The sequence below is a fragment of the Curtobacterium sp. NPDC086286 genome, from assembly GCF_044746255.1.
GTDB lineage: Bacteria > Actinomycetota > Actinomycetes > Actinomycetales > Microbacteriaceae > Curtobacterium.
The window spans coordinates 24,102-39,248 of record NZ_JBIVBW010000010.1; the positions used below are offsets into that span (position 1 = coordinate 24,102).

Annotated in this window: 21 protein-coding genes and 1 riboswitch; of the genes, 8 read left to right on the top strand and 13 right to left on the bottom strand. The window is 71.3% G+C overall.

What is annotated here, in order from left to right; translation table 11 throughout:
- Nucleotides 1–210: 210 nt before the first annotated feature.
- Entirely contained in the window at nucleotides 211–618 is a 408-nt protein-coding gene (locus ACIPKM_RS17080; protein WP_070416741.1) for a tautomerase family protein, read from the top strand.
- A 9-nt stretch (nucleotides 619–627) separates the two neighbouring features.
- Here ACIPKM_RS17080 and ACIPKM_RS17085 read toward each other — a convergent pair whose 3' ends face one another.
- Both ACIPKM_RS17085 and ACIPKM_RS17090 read right to left on the bottom strand, forming a co-directional pair.
- Nucleotides 628–1,386, bottom strand: a complete 759-nt coding sequence (locus tag ACIPKM_RS17085) for a GntR family transcriptional regulator (RefSeq protein WP_070416740.1) — start codon at nucleotides 1,384–1,386, stop codon at nucleotides 628–630.
- Between the two features lie 82 nt (nucleotides 1,387–1,468).
- A complete protein-coding gene (locus tag ACIPKM_RS17090) occupies nucleotides 1,469–2,104 on the bottom strand; it encodes an exonuclease domain-containing protein (RefSeq protein ID WP_083295392.1) in 636 nt (211 codons plus the stop codon).
- A gap of 189 nt (nucleotides 2,105–2,293) precedes the next feature.
- Here ACIPKM_RS17090 and ychF point away from each other — a divergent pair, with 189 nt between their 5' ends.
- A complete protein-coding gene (gene ychF / locus ACIPKM_RS17095) occupies nucleotides 2,294–3,367 on the top strand; it encodes a redox-regulated ATPase YchF (protein WP_070416738.1) in 1,074 nt (357 codons plus the stop codon).
- 33 nt (nucleotides 3,368–3,400) lie between these two features.
- Here ychF and ACIPKM_RS17100 read toward each other — a convergent pair whose 3' ends face one another.
- A complete protein-coding gene (locus ACIPKM_RS17100; RefSeq protein WP_402737167.1) occupies nucleotides 3,401–4,300 on the bottom strand; it encodes an LEM-3-like GIY-YIG domain-containing protein in 900 nt (299 codons plus the stop codon).
- A gap of 148 nt (nucleotides 4,301–4,448) precedes the next feature.
- Between ACIPKM_RS17100 and ACIPKM_RS17105 the strand changes: the two genes are divergently transcribed.
- The 3 genes from ACIPKM_RS17105 (at nucleotide 4,449) to ACIPKM_RS17115 (ending at nucleotide 5,924) form a co-directional block, all read left to right on the top strand.
- Nucleotides 4,449–4,838 (top strand): DUF2510 domain-containing protein, encoded by a 390-nt coding sequence (locus tag ACIPKM_RS17105; RefSeq protein ID WP_402737168.1) that lies wholly within the window; start codon nucleotides 4,449–4,451, stop codon nucleotides 4,836–4,838.
- 96 nt (nucleotides 4,839–4,934) lie between these two features.
- Nucleotides 4,935–5,399: a phage tail protein gene (locus ACIPKM_RS17110; protein ID WP_402737169.1), complete on the top strand. Its 465-nt coding sequence runs from the start codon at nucleotides 4,935–4,937 to the stop codon at nucleotides 5,397–5,399.
- 108 nt (nucleotides 5,400–5,507) lie between these two features.
- The gene (locus ACIPKM_RS17115; protein ID WP_402737170.1) at nucleotides 5,508–5,924 is read left to right on the top strand and encodes a hypothetical protein; all 417 of its coding nucleotides are present in this window, start codon (nucleotides 5,508–5,510) and stop codon (nucleotides 5,922–5,924) included.
- A gap of 62 nt (nucleotides 5,925–5,986) precedes the next feature.
- On the opposite strand, the gene ACIPKM_RS17120 is transcribed toward ACIPKM_RS17115, so the two are convergent.
- From ACIPKM_RS17120 to ACIPKM_RS17130, 3 genes are all read right to left on the bottom strand, one after another.
- Nucleotides 5,987–6,274, bottom strand: a complete 288-nt coding sequence (locus ACIPKM_RS17120; protein WP_071294526.1) for a hypothetical protein — start codon at nucleotides 6,272–6,274, stop codon at nucleotides 5,987–5,989.
- 232 nt (nucleotides 6,275–6,506) lie between these two features.
- On the bottom strand, nucleotides 6,507–7,133 hold the full coding sequence (locus tag ACIPKM_RS17125; protein ID WP_402737171.1) for an HD domain-containing protein: 627 nt from the start codon (nucleotides 7,131–7,133) through the stop codon (nucleotides 6,507–6,509).
- An 83-nt stretch (nucleotides 7,134–7,216) separates the two neighbouring features.
- A complete protein-coding gene (locus ACIPKM_RS17130) occupies nucleotides 7,217–7,993 on the bottom strand; it encodes an isocitrate lyase/phosphoenolpyruvate mutase family protein (RefSeq protein ID WP_402737172.1) in 777 nt (258 codons plus the stop codon).
- A gap of 97 nt (nucleotides 7,994–8,090) precedes the next feature.
- On the opposite strand from ACIPKM_RS17130, the gene ACIPKM_RS17135 reads away from it, so the two are divergent.
- Nucleotides 8,091–8,972, top strand: coding sequence for a helix-turn-helix domain-containing protein (locus ACIPKM_RS17135; RefSeq protein ID WP_071301997.1), 882 nt, complete (start codon nucleotides 8,091–8,093; stop codon nucleotides 8,970–8,972).
- A 146-nt stretch (nucleotides 8,973–9,118) separates the two neighbouring features.
- The gene (locus tag ACIPKM_RS17140) at nucleotides 9,119–10,306 is read left to right on the top strand and encodes a MalY/PatB family protein (RefSeq protein WP_254790694.1); all 1,188 of its coding nucleotides are present in this window, start codon (nucleotides 9,119–9,121) and stop codon (nucleotides 10,304–10,306) included.
- 63 nt (nucleotides 10,307–10,369) lie between these two features.
- Here the strand turns inward: ACIPKM_RS17140 and ACIPKM_RS17145 are convergent, their stop codons facing one another.
- Genes ACIPKM_RS17145 through ACIPKM_RS17155 form a run of 3 tightly spaced genes read right to left on the bottom strand, consistent with a single transcriptional unit; the run spans nucleotide 10,370 to nucleotide 11,955 of the window.
- Complete coding sequence (locus tag ACIPKM_RS17145; protein ID WP_402737173.1) at nucleotides 10,370–11,155, bottom strand: class I SAM-dependent methyltransferase; 786 nt, start codon at nucleotides 11,153–11,155, stop codon at nucleotides 10,370–10,372.
- 58 nt (nucleotides 11,156–11,213) lie between these two features.
- On the bottom strand, nucleotides 11,214–11,414 hold the full coding sequence (locus ACIPKM_RS17150; protein WP_402737174.1) for a hypothetical protein: 201 nt from the start codon (nucleotides 11,412–11,414) through the stop codon (nucleotides 11,214–11,216).
- Nucleotides 11,415–11,457: 43 nt separating this feature from the next.
- Nucleotides 11,458–11,955, bottom strand: a complete 498-nt coding sequence (locus ACIPKM_RS17155; protein ID WP_229085175.1) for a GNAT family N-acetyltransferase — start codon at nucleotides 11,953–11,955, stop codon at nucleotides 11,458–11,460.
- 69 nt (nucleotides 11,956–12,024) lie between these two features.
- Here ACIPKM_RS17155 and ACIPKM_RS17160 point away from each other — a divergent pair, with 69 nt between their 5' ends.
- On the top strand, nucleotides 12,025–12,912 hold the full coding sequence (locus tag ACIPKM_RS17160) for a LysR substrate-binding domain-containing protein (protein ID WP_402717127.1): 888 nt from the start codon (nucleotides 12,025–12,027) through the stop codon (nucleotides 12,910–12,912).
- Nucleotides 12,913–12,931: 19 nt separating this feature from the next.
- Here ACIPKM_RS17160 and ACIPKM_RS17165 read toward each other — a convergent pair whose 3' ends face one another.
- Genes ACIPKM_RS17165 through ACIPKM_RS17180 form a run of 4 tightly spaced genes read right to left on the bottom strand, consistent with a single transcriptional unit; the run spans nucleotide 12,932 to nucleotide 14,826 of the window.
- Nucleotides 12,932–13,186: a hypothetical protein gene (locus ACIPKM_RS17165; protein ID WP_071294534.1), complete on the bottom strand. Its 255-nt coding sequence runs from the start codon at nucleotides 13,184–13,186 to the stop codon at nucleotides 12,932–12,934.
- Nucleotides 13,183–13,665 carry an FBP domain-containing protein gene (locus ACIPKM_RS17170; protein ID WP_402737175.1) on the bottom strand — a complete coding sequence of 161 codons (483 nt, stop codon included), beginning with the start codon at nucleotides 13,663–13,665 and terminating at the stop codon, nucleotides 13,183–13,185. The genes ACIPKM_RS17165 and ACIPKM_RS17170 overlap by 4 nt, the downstream gene beginning before the upstream one ends.
- A 35-nt stretch (nucleotides 13,666–13,700) precedes the next feature.
- Complete coding sequence (locus tag ACIPKM_RS17175) at nucleotides 13,701–14,441, bottom strand: M56 family metallopeptidase (RefSeq protein WP_402737176.1); 741 nt, start codon at nucleotides 14,439–14,441, stop codon at nucleotides 13,701–13,703.
- A 10-nt stretch (nucleotides 14,442–14,451) separates the two neighbouring features.
- Nucleotides 14,452–14,826, bottom strand: a complete 375-nt coding sequence (locus ACIPKM_RS17180) for a BlaI/MecI/CopY family transcriptional regulator (RefSeq protein ID WP_070416722.1) — start codon at nucleotides 14,824–14,826, stop codon at nucleotides 14,452–14,454.
- Between the two features lie 93 nt (nucleotides 14,827–14,919).
- A riboswitch (glycine riboswitch) is annotated at nucleotides 14,920–15,022 on the top strand.
- Nucleotides 15,023–15,147 lie beyond the last annotated feature (125 nt).

Below are 15,147 nucleotides of genomic sequence, written 5' to 3' on the forward strand. Positions count from 1 at the left end.
CCCACAACGGGTGCCGCCGGCCCCCTCCCCCCCTCCCGGGGGGGGGGCGCGCCCCCGCCGGCGGCGGCCGCCGATACCCGACCCCCCCCCCCCCCCCCCCCCGGCGGGGGGGGGGGGGCCCCGGGGCCCCCCCGCCTCCCGTCTGCTCTGTCCCGCGGTCGCAATCCATGTTAGTTTGTCAGGACAAAGTATCGACCTGCAGGAGGCACCATGCCGCTCGTCCGTATCGACCTCGCCACCGGCCGCACGCCCGAGGCCGTGCGTGCCGTCGCCGACGCGATCCACACCGCCATCGTCGACGTGTACGGCATCCCCGCACGCGACCGGTTCCAGATCGTCACCGAGCACCCGGCGCAGCAGATCATCGCCGAGGACGCCGGACTCGGGTTCGAGCGCACCGACGGCGTCGTGATGATCCAGGTCTTCACACAGCGCGGGCGCGACCAGGCCGCGAAGCAGGAGCTCTACCGCGCGATCCACGACGGCCTTGCCGGGGTCGGTGTCGCGTCCGAGGACGTCTTCATCGGGTACGTCGAGAACGGGCCGGAGGACTGGTCCTTCGGCTTCGGCCGGGCGCAGTACGTGACCGGCGAACTCGGGGTCCCCTCGTTCGCCTGAGCGGGCCGCCTACTTGTCGACGAGCGTGACCTCGAACGAGTAGCGGTCGGGGCGGTAGCAGTGCACGCCGTACTCGACCGCGCGGCCCGAGGCGTCGTAGGCGGTGCGGCTCATCGTGAGCACCGGGTCGCCGTCCTCGATCTCGAGCAGACCGGCCTCCTCGTCGGTGACCGCGCGGGCGCCGATGCGCTGCTTCGCGACCCGCATGGTGACGCCGCGGCCGCGCAGGAGCTGGTACAGGCCGTGGGTCTGCAGGTCGTCGTCGGTGATCTCGAGGAACTCCGGCGGCAGGTAGTTCTCGAGGATCGCCATCGGGACGTCCTCGGCGAAGCGCACGCGACGGATGTGGGCGACCGTGGTGCCCGGTGCGATGCCGAGCGCCTCGGCGACGGCGTCCGGGGCGGGTACGTCGTTGCGTTCGAGGAGCTTCGTGGCCGGGGCCTGCGACCCCTGTGCGAGGTCGTCGTAGAGGCTGGTCAGCTCGACCTTGCGGGTCACCGGGCCGTGCACGACCTGGGTGCCGATCCCGCGCCGGCGCACGAGCAGGCCCTTGTCGACGAGGTCCTGGATCGCGCGGCGGATCGTCGGCCGGGACAGCCCGAGCCGCTCACCCAGGGCGATCTCGTTCTCGAGGCGGGCACCCGGGGGCATCGCGCCGGAGCGGATCGACTCCTCGATGCGCGAGGCGACCTGGAAGTACAGGGGCATCGGACCCGACCGGTCCAGGTCCATGAACAGGTCGGACGGCAGCTGGCCTTCGTTGGTCATCGCGGTCCTTCAGCAGTAGGGATTGTCGTGACAATACCACCGGGGCCGCGGCGGACCGGCTAGCGCGGCCGTGCGGCCGACGTCAGTCGGCGAAGATCATCGGGCGGTTCGACAGCCGGGGCTGCGCAGCCGTCCGCGGCTTCTCCGCTCGGGCCCGTACCGGAGCGATGGCGACCCGGACGGCCGCGCCGAGCGCCTCGACCGTGTCCGTCCCGTGGTGCCCGGCCGCGTGCACGACGATCGCCGCACACGCCTCGGCGTCGGCGGCCGCGTCGTGGTGCTGGAAGCCTTCGTACCCGGCGGCCCGTGCCGCCATCGGCAGGCGGTAGGAGTCGAGCGTGTAGGTCTTGCGGGCGACTTGCAGCGAGCACAGCGAGTGGTGTTCCGCGAGGTCGATCCCCGTCGCCGAGCACCCACCGGCGATCACGCCCATGTCGAAGCGGGCGTTGTGCGCCACGAGGACGTCCCCGTCGGCGAACGCCACGATGTCCGGGTACTGCTGCTCCCACGACTTCGCCCCGACGACGTCCGACGCGACGATGCCGTGGATGCGGGTGTTCCACTCGAGGAAGGCGTCATGCCCGAGCGGCGGTCGGATGAACCACGACGCCCGCTCGACGACCCTGCCCGCGCGGACCTTGACGAGTCCGACCGAGCAGGCGCTGGCGGGCGAGCTGTTCGCGGTCTCGAAGTCGATCGCGGTGAAGTTCAACGGCACGGTCCCGATCGTCGCACGCGGCGCCGACATCGCCGCAGAGCCCCTCGGCGTTGCGGCCGGGCCGGCCGTCCCGGCCGTCGGGCGTCGGGCGTCGGCGGTCGACGGTCGGCCGTCCTGTCGGACTGTCGGACTGTCGGACTGGAGGCGCGGGTCGGCCCCGACGGGCGGCCGCCGGTAGGCTGTCCTCCCGTGGCACTCACCATCGGAATCGTCGGTCTCCCGAACGTCGGCAAGTCGACCCTGTTCAACGCCCTGACCAAGAACCAGGTCCTCGCCGCGAACTACCCGTTCGCGACGATCGAGCCGAACGTCGGCGTGGTGAACCTCCCCGACCCGCGGCTGGACCAGCTCGCAACGCTCTTCAACTCCGAGAAGACCGTGCCGGCCCCCGTGTCGTTCGTCGACATCGCCGGCATCGTCAAGGGCGCGAGCGAGGGGGAGGGGCTCGGCAACAAGTTCCTCGCCAACATCCGCGAGGCCGACGCCATCGCCCAGGTCGTCCGCGGCTTCACCGACGACGACGTCGTGCACGTCGCGAACAAGGTGTCGCCGAAGGACGACCTCGAGGTCATCAACACCGAGCTGATCCTCGCCGACCTCGAGACCATCGAGAAGGCGCTGCCGCGGTACGAGAAGACCGTGAAGCTGAAGCAGGCCGAGCCGATCGTGCTCGAGACCGCTCGTGAGGCCAAGGCAGCGCTCGAGCAGGGCACGCTCCTGTCCGCCACCTCGATCGACCTCGCTCCGATCGCCGAGCTCGGGCTCCTGTCGGCCAAGCCGTTCATCTTCGTCTTCAACGTCGACGAGGCGATCCTCACCGACGAGTCCCGCAAGGCCGAACTGGCCGCGCTCGTCGCGCCCGCCCAGGCCGTGTTCCTCGACGCGCAGGTCGAGTCCGAGCTGATCGAGCTCGACCCGGCCGACGCCGCCGAGCTCCTCGAGTCGACCGGGCAGACCGAGTCCGGCCTCGACCAGCTCGCCCGCATCGGCTTCGACACCCTCGGGCTGCAGACCTACCTGACGGCCGGTCCGAAGGAAGCCCGCGCGTGGACGATCGGCAAGGGGTGGAAGGCACCCCAGGCTGCCGGCGTGATCCACACCGACTTCGAGAAGGGCTTCATCAAGGCCGAGGTCATCTCGTTCGAGGACCTCATGGCTGCCGGCTCCATCGCCGAGGCCCGTGCGCACGGCAAGGCCCGGATCGAGGGCAAGGACTACGTCATGCAGGACGGCGACGTGGTGGAGTTCCGCTTCAACAACTGACCCGTCGTCCGGGTTGTGCGCCTCGGTCCGTCCTCAGCGGGCGTAGGGCCAGTAGCGGAACGTCGACTGCTCGCCACGCTTCTTCTCCGGCAGACGGTGGCCGTACGCGCCGACCGTCTCCTCGAACAGCGCTCCGTCGCTCACGACCTCGAAGCGGAAGCCGCTCCGGCGACCAGTGCCCGACCCTTGGTGCTGCCACGAACCCGGGACGATCCGGAGGAGTGCGCGAGTCACGCCGCGATGCGCTGCGACGGCGTACTCGATCCCGTGGCGCCCGACCGTGGCTTCGGAGAACTTGAACCACTTCGACGCCGATTGCGCGATCTCCTGGGAGTGCTTCTCGCGCTCCGCCCGCGGGAGCCAGTCCGCCTTGTACCCGTAGCCGTCCAGTTCGGAGCCGTCGAGCGCCTCCTCGCGACTGCTGGTCCACGCGCCGAGCGAAATGATGAGCAGGGGTTCGTCCGTCTCGAGCGGCGGCGCTGACATCTCGTCGAGAAGGTCCTGGAGTCGCATGATGCCGTGCCCCTTGGCCGACTCTCGTCGCGCGTTCGTGAGCTGGGCGGCTTGGCCTCCGGGAAGCCGCACGGTTCCTGTGGCCCGTGCGAGGACCGGCATCGAGCGGAGCAGGTCGATGCACGCGGCCTCGACAGACGTGTACTCGACCTCGGATCGCATGCCGTAGCGGACGATCCAGATCTCCGGTTCAGCGCCGAGTTCCCGGATCGCCTTGATCTTGGCGATCTTGTTGCTCGGGGTCTCGGCGCTGTCCGTGAGCAGCGCTTCCCTCCCGTGGGAGGCGAAACGTTCGCCCTTTCCCTTCCCGACGTAGAAGGGCACACCCGTCGCGGGATCGACGAGCATGTAGACGTAGAGTCCAAGCTCGTTCGCTACCTGCTGCTGCACGCTTGGGTCGATCGCGGTCTGCACTGCCATGGTTCTTCCCCCGAGTTATTGATGTTTACTCAAAGAGACTAGGGCACGATGTTGGTGAGCGTGACCAACGCGCGGCTTCGCCGGTGACGGTGCTGGGGGATTCGCAGTGCCGTCGCCGGAATCGATCGCACGCCGCCAGGATGGGCACATGACGAACGCGCAGGCGGGCTGGTACGACGACGGTTCCGGGACGATGCGGTGGTGGGACGGCTCCGCGTGGACGGACCAGGTGCAGCCCGCGGCAGCGCCGCCACCGGGACTCGGCGGGGTGATCGACCGTATCCAGGCCGAGGCCTCCGCCGGTGGGCAGCCGCGCCTTGCTCCAGCCGGTATGAGCTACGTCGTCCTGCAGGTGGTGCTCAAGGAGAAGTTCTTCGGTACCGGGTCCGGCAACCTCACGGAGCTCGAGCGGGCGATCAACGCGCAGGCGGCGCTCGGGTACCGGCTGCACACGATCACCACGTCGTCCTCGGGCAGCACCGGCTTCGGCGGCGGCGACCGGATCCAGGCGACGATGGTCTTCGAGAAGCTCGTCTGACCGCAACCGCGGATGCGCCGCGTCGGACCGGCTGGCTTGGCGTCTGTTCGCATCGCCCCGCTAGGTTGGCGCTGAGTCCATCGCCGAGGAGGCCCCATGTCGTACGTCGTCGACTTCGAGCACGTGTCCACCGTCGGGTTGGAGTCATCGCCGGTCGCCGACGCCCTCGCCGGGCTCCGGGCGAACGAGGCCCGCTACTTCAAGAACAAGTACGACCACGTCTTCACCACCCACCCCGCCGAGGACGTGCCCGACCTGGTCGACTACGTCACGAAGGTCCTCCAGGAGGAGCGGGGGCTGGTCATCGCCTCGAAGCCACTCGAAGCCACCGAGGCCTTCGTCGACGGCATCCGCTGGACCCACGTCTTCTACGAGTCCGGACTCGCGGTCAACGTCCTCTACACGTTGGAGCCGGGCGGCAAGCGGGCGGTCGGATTCAAGCTCTCGGACGGCATGGAGATACCGGAGGAGCTGGCGGACAAGTTCAAGTTCGCGCGGCAGAAGTCGAAGCTGGCGGGGACGATTCGCGGTTCGTACTTCGTCGTCAAGGGCGAGTACTGACCTCGCGTCGTCCGCGCTGAGCCGATCGTCGTCCGGTTTGGCCACAGAACGCGCTTGCTCGGCCCACGCGCATCACGCCCACCTACCGTCGAGAGGCTAGGAGGCAACGTGAAGTACATCCACTACGACGGCAGCCAGATCCTCACGGGGGACGCGATCGCCGATGCGGTCGCGGACTACGCGGCGATCCTCGGTGCCAACGGCAGGACCGACACCGTTGCGATCCCCGCGGTGGCCGACGACGGCTCGGTGACCCGGACGACGGTGCTGATCGGCCCCGCGAGCGAGTTGACCGTGAGCGCGGCGCCCGACGACGAACTCGAGCCCGAGGACCACGCGTTCATCCGGCGGCTGCGGGACGCTGCGGAGCGAGCGGGGACCGAACGGCCGGTGGACGTCGACGGCGGGCACCGCTTCGCCGACGCCGACGAAGCGAACACGGCGGACGCGGACACGGCGGACGCGGATACGGCGACCGCGGACACGGCCGCGGCGGACACAGCGGCCGCGGACAAGACCGACTGACCCCACACACGACGAAGGCCGCCGAGCAGTGCTCGGCGGCCTTCGTGTGTGGCGTGCTGGGCTCAGGCTGCGAGTGCCAGTTCGCCCACGCGGACGGACTGCGCCTGCACGAGCGTGCGGCTCGCCTCACCGCGCCACGAGCGACCGGGCACGGTCCAGCCGGCCTCGCCGTCGATGTCGACGCGGGCGCCACGGGTGATGAAGAGACCGAGGTCGTCGGCCGGGATGCGGACGAGGTACTCGCGCTGCGAGCGCTCGTCGCGCACACCGAACTCGGCGATGCGGTCGGGGGAGACGGTCGGCGCCGCGAGGGCGGTGCCGGTGATGGTGATTCGTTCGTTGCTGGTCATGGTGTTGCGGTACTTCCTGGTCGTTCGGCGCCCAGGGCGACTCGGTGTCGGCGGACGGCTGAGTCCGGCGCGACGCATCGAGTGCGGGGCGCGCACGTCGAGCTTCGACGTGCAGCTCGTCCGTTCGGATCGAGCGGTGGTCTCGTGGGAATGCGACTCGGGTGAGTCGGCTTCGAGACGGTTCGGCGTGCGCGAGTCAGATGGGTTCGCTGCAGTGCACCAAAAGAACACTCTACTCGACGATGCCCGGATTGTCCAGGAACGATGTCCAGCGGCTCCCACCGGCAGCGACGTTGCCCGAGCCGTCGAGTCGGGCGGCGGAAGACGACGGCTTGCGACCGGCCTGCTCGTGGATCAGCCCGTCGAACGCCTCGGAGAAGTCGAGGCGGGGGACTGCCGCGGTGACGGCGAGCAGGTCTGACGCCGTCCACCGGGCGAACCCGGCCCCGGAGACGTCGAGCGAGGTCGCGACCTCGAGCAGGTGTCCCTCGACGTCGAGCGCGGGGTCGACCGACGTCCACATGTGACGCTCGATCACCTCACCGACCCGACGGGCACGGGCGGCGTCCCACCCGGCACCGAGGGCGAACACGCTGCCGACCGCACCGCCGGCGTCCTCGAACGGCACGGCGTGGGCGTCGAACGACGGCGTCACGCCGAGGTCGTGCAGCATCGTGGCGACGAACAGCAGCTCACGGTCCGGTTCGAGCTCGATGGTCGGAGCGAGGAGCGACGCCCACGCCCACGAACGCAGGCAGTGGTTCACCAGCGCCGGCGAGGACCACGCGCGCACGACATCGAGCGCCCGCGCGGCCACGGGGGAGGGCGGTGCGAGCAGCGCGTCGACGTCCAGGGTCATGGCAAGAAGGTATCGGAGGCGACCGCCGGACGGACGGGAGGCGCGGTGCCAGCTGGCACCGCGCCTCCAGGCCGCCTGTTGGTTCAGTTGAGGGTCGGGGTGTCCTCCGGCACGACGCCACCGCCGTACAGGTCGGTCGCCAGGTCACGCAGCGCGCGGAGCGCGACGCGCTGCGTGAGCGGCCCGTAGGAGATGCGGGCGACCCCGAGGGCCTCGTACTCGGCGGCGGGCAGGGCGCCCGGTAGCCCGATCACGGACAGCTTGCCGCGACCGAGGCCCGCGACGAGCTGCTCGACGACGTCACGCTGGATGGCTCCCGGCACGAACACCAGTGCGGCGCCGTTGTCGAGGAACGCCTTGCCGCGGGCGATCGCGTCGGCGACGCTCTCCTCGATCGGGCGGTCCCCGCCGCGGGCGATGGCGTCGGTGCGGGCGTTGAGCTGGAAGTCGATGCCCTCGGCCTGGGCGGCGGCGGTGATGGCGGCGACCCGGGCGACGGCCTCGTCGAACGGGCGGAGGCGGTCCTCGACGTTCGCGCCCACGATCCCCGCAGCGATCGCGCGGCGGATCGTCTCGGCCGGGTCCTCGTAGCCGTCGTCGAGGTCCGCCGTGACGGGCAGGTCCGTGGCGGCGGCGACGATCGCGGCGCCCGACAGGGCCAGGTCGAGCGGCATCCCGCCGTCGTCGTACCCGTGCGAGGCGGCGATGGAGTGCCCGGCGGTGGCGATCGCCTTCGTCTCCGGCAGGTCGCTGACGACCTTCGCGCTGATCGCGTCCCAGACGTTGACGACGCGGAGGATCTCCGGTGCTTCGTGCAGCTGCTTGAGGGTGGTCGCCTTGTCGGCGGTGCTCGTGCTCATGACGCAGACAGTAGGCCGACCAGCCCGGGCAGGGATCATCGTGTCCGTCGCGCGACGTCACCGTAGCGTCGAGGACACCACCAGGAAGGACACCGACATGGAGCGTTGGAACGAGGCGATCGCCGCGGTCGAGGAACACCTCGACGGCGGCCCGGACGACACCGTGCTCGACGTGGACGAGCTCGCGCGCATCACCGGGACGAGCGAGTACCACTTCCGGCGCGTGTTCTCCGCGCTCGCCGGGATGCCGCTCTCCGAGTACGTCCGACGTCGGCGGATGACGCTCGCCGCGGCCGTCATCGCCTCGGGGACGACGACCGTCTCGGACGTCGCCGCACGCTTCGGGTACGGCTCGGCCGATGCCTTCGGGCGGGCGTTCCGCGCCGTGCACGGCATCGGGCCGCAGGAGGCGCGCGAGCCCGGCGCAGTGTTCCGGTCGCAGGGTCGGCTGTCCTTCCGTCTCACCGTCGAAGGGAGCACTCCCGTGCAGTACCGCCTCGTCCAGAAACCCGCCTTCCGTCTCGTCGGACGCTCGACCCGTGTGCCGCTCGTGTACGAGGGGCCGAACGACGCGATCCAGGCGTTCGAACGCAGCATCACCCCCGAGGACCGGGAGCGCATCGCCGGACTGTCCGACCAGGAGCCGTCGGGCGTGCTGTCGGTGTCCGATGCGTTCGCCGAGGGCCGCGCGGACGGCAGTCTCCTCCGTTACTCGGTGGTCGCCGCCACCTCGGTCGAGAGCGCACCGGGCCTCGACGTCATCGAGGTGCCGGCTGCGACGTGGGTGGTGTTCTCCGGCTCGGGACCGGTGCCCGAAGCGATCCAGGCGCTGTGGCCGCAGGCGTTCGGGGAGTGGTTGCCCGCCAACCCGTACCGTCTCGTGGCGGCGCCGGAGATCGCTCGTGTCCGGCTCGCACCCGGCGGTCGTACCGCGGAGGCCGAGCTCTGGCTCGCGGTCGAGCCCGAGCCGGGGGCGTGACGCGGATCTGCTGAGCAGCAATGGTCGGGTCGGCGCAGGCAACCCGACCATTTCTGCTCACGATGCGATCCGCGGCCGGCCCGCGCACGACGCAGGATGACGGCCGGACTCGCGCCGCGCCTCCAGTCCGATGCATGCTGGGACGCATGGCGCACGACGAGGAGGACCCGGTCGGCACCCTGCGAGGGGTCCGCACGAGCATCAAGTGGACGCGGTACGCGCCCGACGTGCTGCCCCTGTTCGTCGCCGAGATGGACCACGAGGTCGCGCCGGCGATCCGGCAGGCGCTCATCGAGCGGGTGCAGCAGTCCGACCTCGGGTACCTCGATGGGCCCGGGCCGCTCGCACCGGCGTTCGCCGCGTTCGCGAAGGACCGCTGGGACTGGGACGTCGACCCCGCCCGGGTGTCCCTCGCCACGGACGTCAGCGTCGGGATCGTCGAGTCGCTCCGCCTCGCGCTGCCGGACGGCGGCCGGGTCGCCATCACGCCGCCGGTGTACCCGCCGTTCTTCGAGCTCGTCGAAGAGGCCCGATGTCAGGTGGAAGAGGTCCCGCTGCTCGAGCAGTGGGGCGTCTACCGGCTCGACCTCGAGGGCCTCGAGCGCGCCTTCGCCGACGGCGTCCGCGTCTTCCTGCTCTGCAACCCGCACAACCCCGTCGGCCTCGTGCACGACCACGACGACCTCGTGGCGCTCGCCGAACTGGCCGCCCGGTACGACGTCCTCGTCATCAGCGACGAGATCCACGCACCGCTGACGCACCCCGGCGTCCGCTTCACCCCGTTCGCTGCGGTTGCCGAGCCTGCCGGGGCGCGGAGCATCTGCGTGACGAGCGCGAGCAAGGGCTGGAACCTCGCCGGGGTGAAGTGCTCGATCATCGTCGCCGGGGACGCACGGACGGCAGCGCTCCTCGACACGCTCTGGGAGGAGGTCGCCTGCCGCACGAGCATCCTCGGGTTGCACGCGAACCTCGCGGCGTTCAGCCTGGCGACGGACTGGCTCGACGACGTGGTCGCCCGGATCGTCGCGAACGAGCGGTTGCTCGGGTCCCTCCTCGCGGAGCACCTGCCCGGCGTCGTGTACACCCGGCCCCGCGCCGGCTACCTGGCGTGGCTCGACTTCCGCGGCATCGGGCTCGGGGACGACCCGGCCGTGCCGCTCCGGGAGCACGCCTACGTCGCGTTGAACTCCGGTCTCGGGTTCGGATCGCAGGGCCGCGGGTTCGCGCGGCTCAACCTGGCGTGCTCGCCGGACACGCTGCGCGAGGCGGTGCTGCGGATCGCGGCGGCCTACCCGTCGAGTGCGCAGGAGGGGCTGGTCTGGCACGTCGCGTGAGCGGCGGGCTGGTGTGGGCCGTCGGCTGTCGGCTTTTGCCGTCGGCCTGGAGGCGCGGGTCGGCTACTCGGGTCGGCGCGCCTCGATGAGGTGCCGGGCTGAGGACGCCACGAACGGTCCGTCCCGCTGGATCAGCTCGTGCAGGTCGCGCAGACGGTCGCGGTACCGCTCGACGCTGAAGTCAGGCACCCACCAGATCACCTTCCGCAGCAGGTAGACCACCGCTGCGACGTCGTGGATCTCGATGCGGGTGCGAGCGGTCCGGAGGTCCACGACCTCGAGGCCGGCGGCGCGCGCGGCGTCTGCCTCGTCGTCGTGGTGACGCCCCCGACGCTCGATCGGCTTCGGGCCGAGGAAGAACTCGATGAGCTCGAACACGCTCGCCGGGCCGACGTGCTGGGCGAAGTACGTGCCTCCGGGGGCGAGTACCCGGGCGATCTCGTCCCAGTGGATCGCGGCGGGGTGCCGGCTCGTCACGAGGTCGAAGGCGCCGTCGGCGAAGGGCAGCGGTGGTTCGTCCGGGTCAGCGACGACGACCACTCCGCGCGGGTGCAGGAGCCGAGTGGCGGCGGCGACGTTCGGCGCCCAGGACTCCGTCGCGACCGCCGTGGCCGGGAACGCCGTGGCCTCGGCGAGGACCTCACCACCGCCGGTCTGCACGTCGAGGCTGGCGGAACCGGGGACCTCGGCGAGGCGGCCGAGTCGCTCGCCGAGCAGCTTCGCGTAGCCCCACGGCGGGCGCTCCTCGGTGGCGCGGCCGTCGAGCCACGAGAAGTCCCAGCCGGTGACGTCGGCGGCTTCGCCGATCGCGATCAGGTCGTCGAAGGTCGTGGTGCTCACGCGGTCCATGGTGGCGTCTCCCCGGCGAGGGCGCCAGCTCGTCGCAGCTGCTCGCTGACGGGGAGCGTCAGGCCACGTACTGGTTGCGTCCGACGACGCGGATCGTCAGGTCGACCTCGCGCGCGGGCACCTCTTCGGTGAGCCCGATCCACTCGCGGGCGACGAACCCGACGGAGGGCCACCGGGTGACCTCGGTCACCAGGGACCCGTCGATGAACACCTGCCACGCGCCGCGTTCGCGGACGGCCTGCACCTCGTGTGTCGCCATGCCGCGAGCGTACCGGGTCGGTACCGCTCCCTGGCGGCTCCGCTCAGAGGTCGAGTGTCATGTGGACGTCCGCGCGGGCGTAGGGGCTCGGCGCGACCTCGTCGTGGCCGAGGTGCCGGAACCCGAACGCCTCGTACAGGTGCACGGCGCTGGCCAGCTGCGCGTTGCTCTCCAGCACCACCCGGTGCGCACCGATCGCCCGGGCACGTTCGAGTGCCGCGGCGATGAGCTTGCGGCCGGTGCCGTGCCCCTGGTGCTCGGGCGAGACGGCCATCTTGACCAGCTCGAACACCCCGGGCCCGACGGGCGCGATGCCGACGCAGCCGATGACCGGCCCGTCCGATCCGAGCCGTGCGACGAAGGCGGCGCCGCCGGGCTCGACGATCTGGCCGAGCGGGTCGCCGAGGAGCTTCCGGTCCTCGTCCTCGAGCGTGAAGAACCGGCTGATCCAGGCCTCGTTGAGGACGCGGAACGCCTCGGCGTCGGCGGCGGAGGCGATGTCGGTGATGAGCACGGCGTCGGTGGTGGTCGCATCGGGCATGCACCCATCCTCGGACGCCGTGCCGAGTCCCGTCCAATACTCGTTCGCGCGGATCGATACGCTGAGTGCATGGATCGCGAGCCCGACGTCGACCTCCGGCAGCTCCGGGCGTTCCTCGCCGTGGCCGACGAACTGCACTTCGGACGTGCCGCCGAGGCACTCCGGATCGCGCAGCCGGCACTGTCGCAGCAGATCCGGCGGACGGAACGGGCGCTCGGCGTCGACCTCTTCGTGCGGACGAGCCGCAGCGTCGCGCTCACCCCGGCCGGACGGGTGCTGCAGGGCCGGGCACGATCGCTCCTGCAGCAGGCTCGCCGGGACCTCGACGAGACCGTGCGGGTGGGCCGGGGCGAAGCGGGTCGGCTCGACGTCGGGTTCGTCGTCTCCGCGCTGCCGCTCGGTCCGATCGAACGCGTGCAGGTGTTCCGGGAGCGTTACCCGCTCGTCCGCGTGGAACTCACCGAGGGCTACTCGTCGACCCTGCTGGCGCGGATCGTCCGCGGGGAGCTCGACCTGGCGATCGTACGAGACCCCGATCCCGACCCGGCCGTGCGCTTCCTGCCGTTCCGCAGCGAGCGGTTCGTGGCAGCGGTCCCGCGTGGGCACCGGCTCGCGGCGCGGGCATCGATCCGGGGACCGGAGCTGCTCGACGACCCGTTCGTGTTCTTCCCGGCGGAGGCCGGATCGGTCGCGACCGAACGCAACCTCGCCCCGGTGGTGTCCGGCGCCCGGCGACCCGTCATCGTGCAGGAGGCCACCACCTGGGCCACCGTGCTGCACCTGGTCGGCGCCGGCCTCGGGGTGACGGTGGCGCCGGAGAGCGCCACGCTCGCCGCTCCGGACACCGTCGTGCTGTTGCCGCTCGAGGCGGACGACCACCGGAGCGAGCTCGTCTGGGCCGCCCGCGCCGACGACGACCGCGAGATCCTGCGGAACTTCATCGCCGCGACGGAGTGAGTCCGCAGCGCCGGGCCCCTCACGCCAGCGGCAGCACCGGCGCCCGCTGGTCCCCGAGCTCGTCCACCCGCCAGGGTCGAGTGCCGCGGAGCGTCAGGCCGAGCTGCGCGAGCACGAAGCCCACGTGCGGTTCGACGTCCGGGTCCCACGGCCCCTCGACGCCGAGCCCGAACGCGCCGAGCTCGTCGTCGGCCTCGTCGCGCAGGGTGAGGCGCCACCGGCCGTCCCCGAGTTCCTCGACGACGGCCCACCGGGCGGTGCTGAACCGGCTCACGCGGTCTTCGCCACGTCCTCGGTGAAGTTCCGCACCCGCTGCAGGAGTGCTTCGCCGCGTATCGCGATCGTCGCCGGCGGGTTGAGGTGCGGCGGCGCGGTGCGGATCAGCATCGGGCACCCGAGGTCCTCGCAGATGTAGGAGCCGATGGTGTTGCCGTTCCGCCCCGATTCTCCGGCACGCGCGGCCGAGAACAGGCGGACTTGCGTCGCCGGCTGCGGGGAGTGGCAGAACGAGCACATCGCCGCGATCCCGGGGCGGAGGGACCCACCGGCGGAGCGCACGACGATCCCGACCGGGCGGTCGTCGATCCAGGACACGATGTAGCCGCGGCGGGCGGCCTGCGGGTCGCGCCACCCGAGGAACTCGCGCTCGTCCCACAGCGTCTCGTGCAGGCCGGGGATGGGCAGCTGGGCGAGTTCGTCCGGGGTGGCGTTGACGAACGACGAACGGATGTCTGCTTCGGTCAGTGGCTTCACGGTGCCATCACCATATGCCCCACCGCCGACACACGTCAGGACCCCAGACGGGAGGCGCGGATCGCCCCGAGCGCGCTCGTCCCGTCCGCCACCAGGACGGCTCGCCGCAGCGCGTCGCGTCCGACACGTCGCGCCGCCGCGTCGTCGGCGGCGAACTCCACGAGGACGCGCGTCGAGCGCGCCATGGCGCGCGAACCGGGGATCCACGGGACCGCACGCTCGATCGACTCGGCGATCCCGACCGCGACCGCGTGGCGCTGGGTCAGGTGCGCGCGTTCGTGGGCGACCACGGCCTCCAGTTCGTCGGTGCGCAGACGGTCCGCGAGCCCGGTGCTCACGAGCACGCCACCGGACCTGCCGGGGACGGCGCAGGCGAGTGCGTGGTCCGCCTCGAGGACGGACACCGGCGTGCCGTCGATCTCGCGGTGCGGTGCCGCACCGGAGCGCATCGCCTCGCGCACGGCCTCGTGCTCGGGGCCGGGCCGGACCCGGACCGCGATCACGAACGCGAGCACGGCGAGCAGGGCGACGCCGACGTTGAGGCCGTGCGTGGGGGAGCCGCCGAAGCCCATCGGGTCGGTGATCGGGCGGTTCGCCACGACGAGCAACGTGATGCCCGCGACGAAGCCGACCACGCCGAGCAGCACCGCCACCGACCAGCACACCAGCGCGGTTCGCGGCCGGTCGATCGTCCACGCGGAGCGGGTCAGGACCCGGGGCGCGAGGACCACGACCGCCAGGGCGAGCGCGATGAGGACGACTCCGGTGACGACCACGGCGGATCCGTCAGGAACGGGCTCGGGCGTCGAGGGCGCGGCGGATGACGTCGAGGTCGTCGGAGGCGAGCGAGCCGGTGAACTGCAGCAGGGCGGCTTCGCGGTCGGTCGCCGCGGCGAGGGCGTTCGACATGAGGGAGGCCGTCTGCTCCTCCCTGCTGTTCGTCGCACGGAAGGTGAGCGGAGCGTCGTCGTGCTGCTGCCGCTCCACCCGTCCCTTGCGACCGAGGCGGTCGAGCACGGTGAGCACGGTCGTCAGTGCGGGTCGGGGTTCGGGGAAGGCGTCGAGCACCTGGCGCGCGCTGAGCCCGCCGTCCGCCGACCAGAGCGCGTCGAGCACCGCCTGCTCGAGCTGCCCGCGGGGGCGTGATCGCTGACCTGCCATCCCCGCATTCTACGAGATGTCGAACCACCGGGTCCGTCACATGCCCGAAACGCGGGGTCGGTATGATCGGCCCGACAACTGAAGACCGGCCGTTCATCCGTCGCGGGAGACGTCGTGCGGTGCCCTGGGCACCCAGCACGGCACCGAAGGAGCAATCCCCCCGACAATCTCTCAGGTCCCACACCGCAGCGGACAGGCCACTCTGAAAAGCAGCCACGATGCACCCACCGGGTCGGTCCGTGGCTCGCCCACGGTGAAAGCCGCCGGACCTCACGGGCCGCGGTGAAACTCTCAGGCCCATGACAGAGGGGGAGTTCCGCC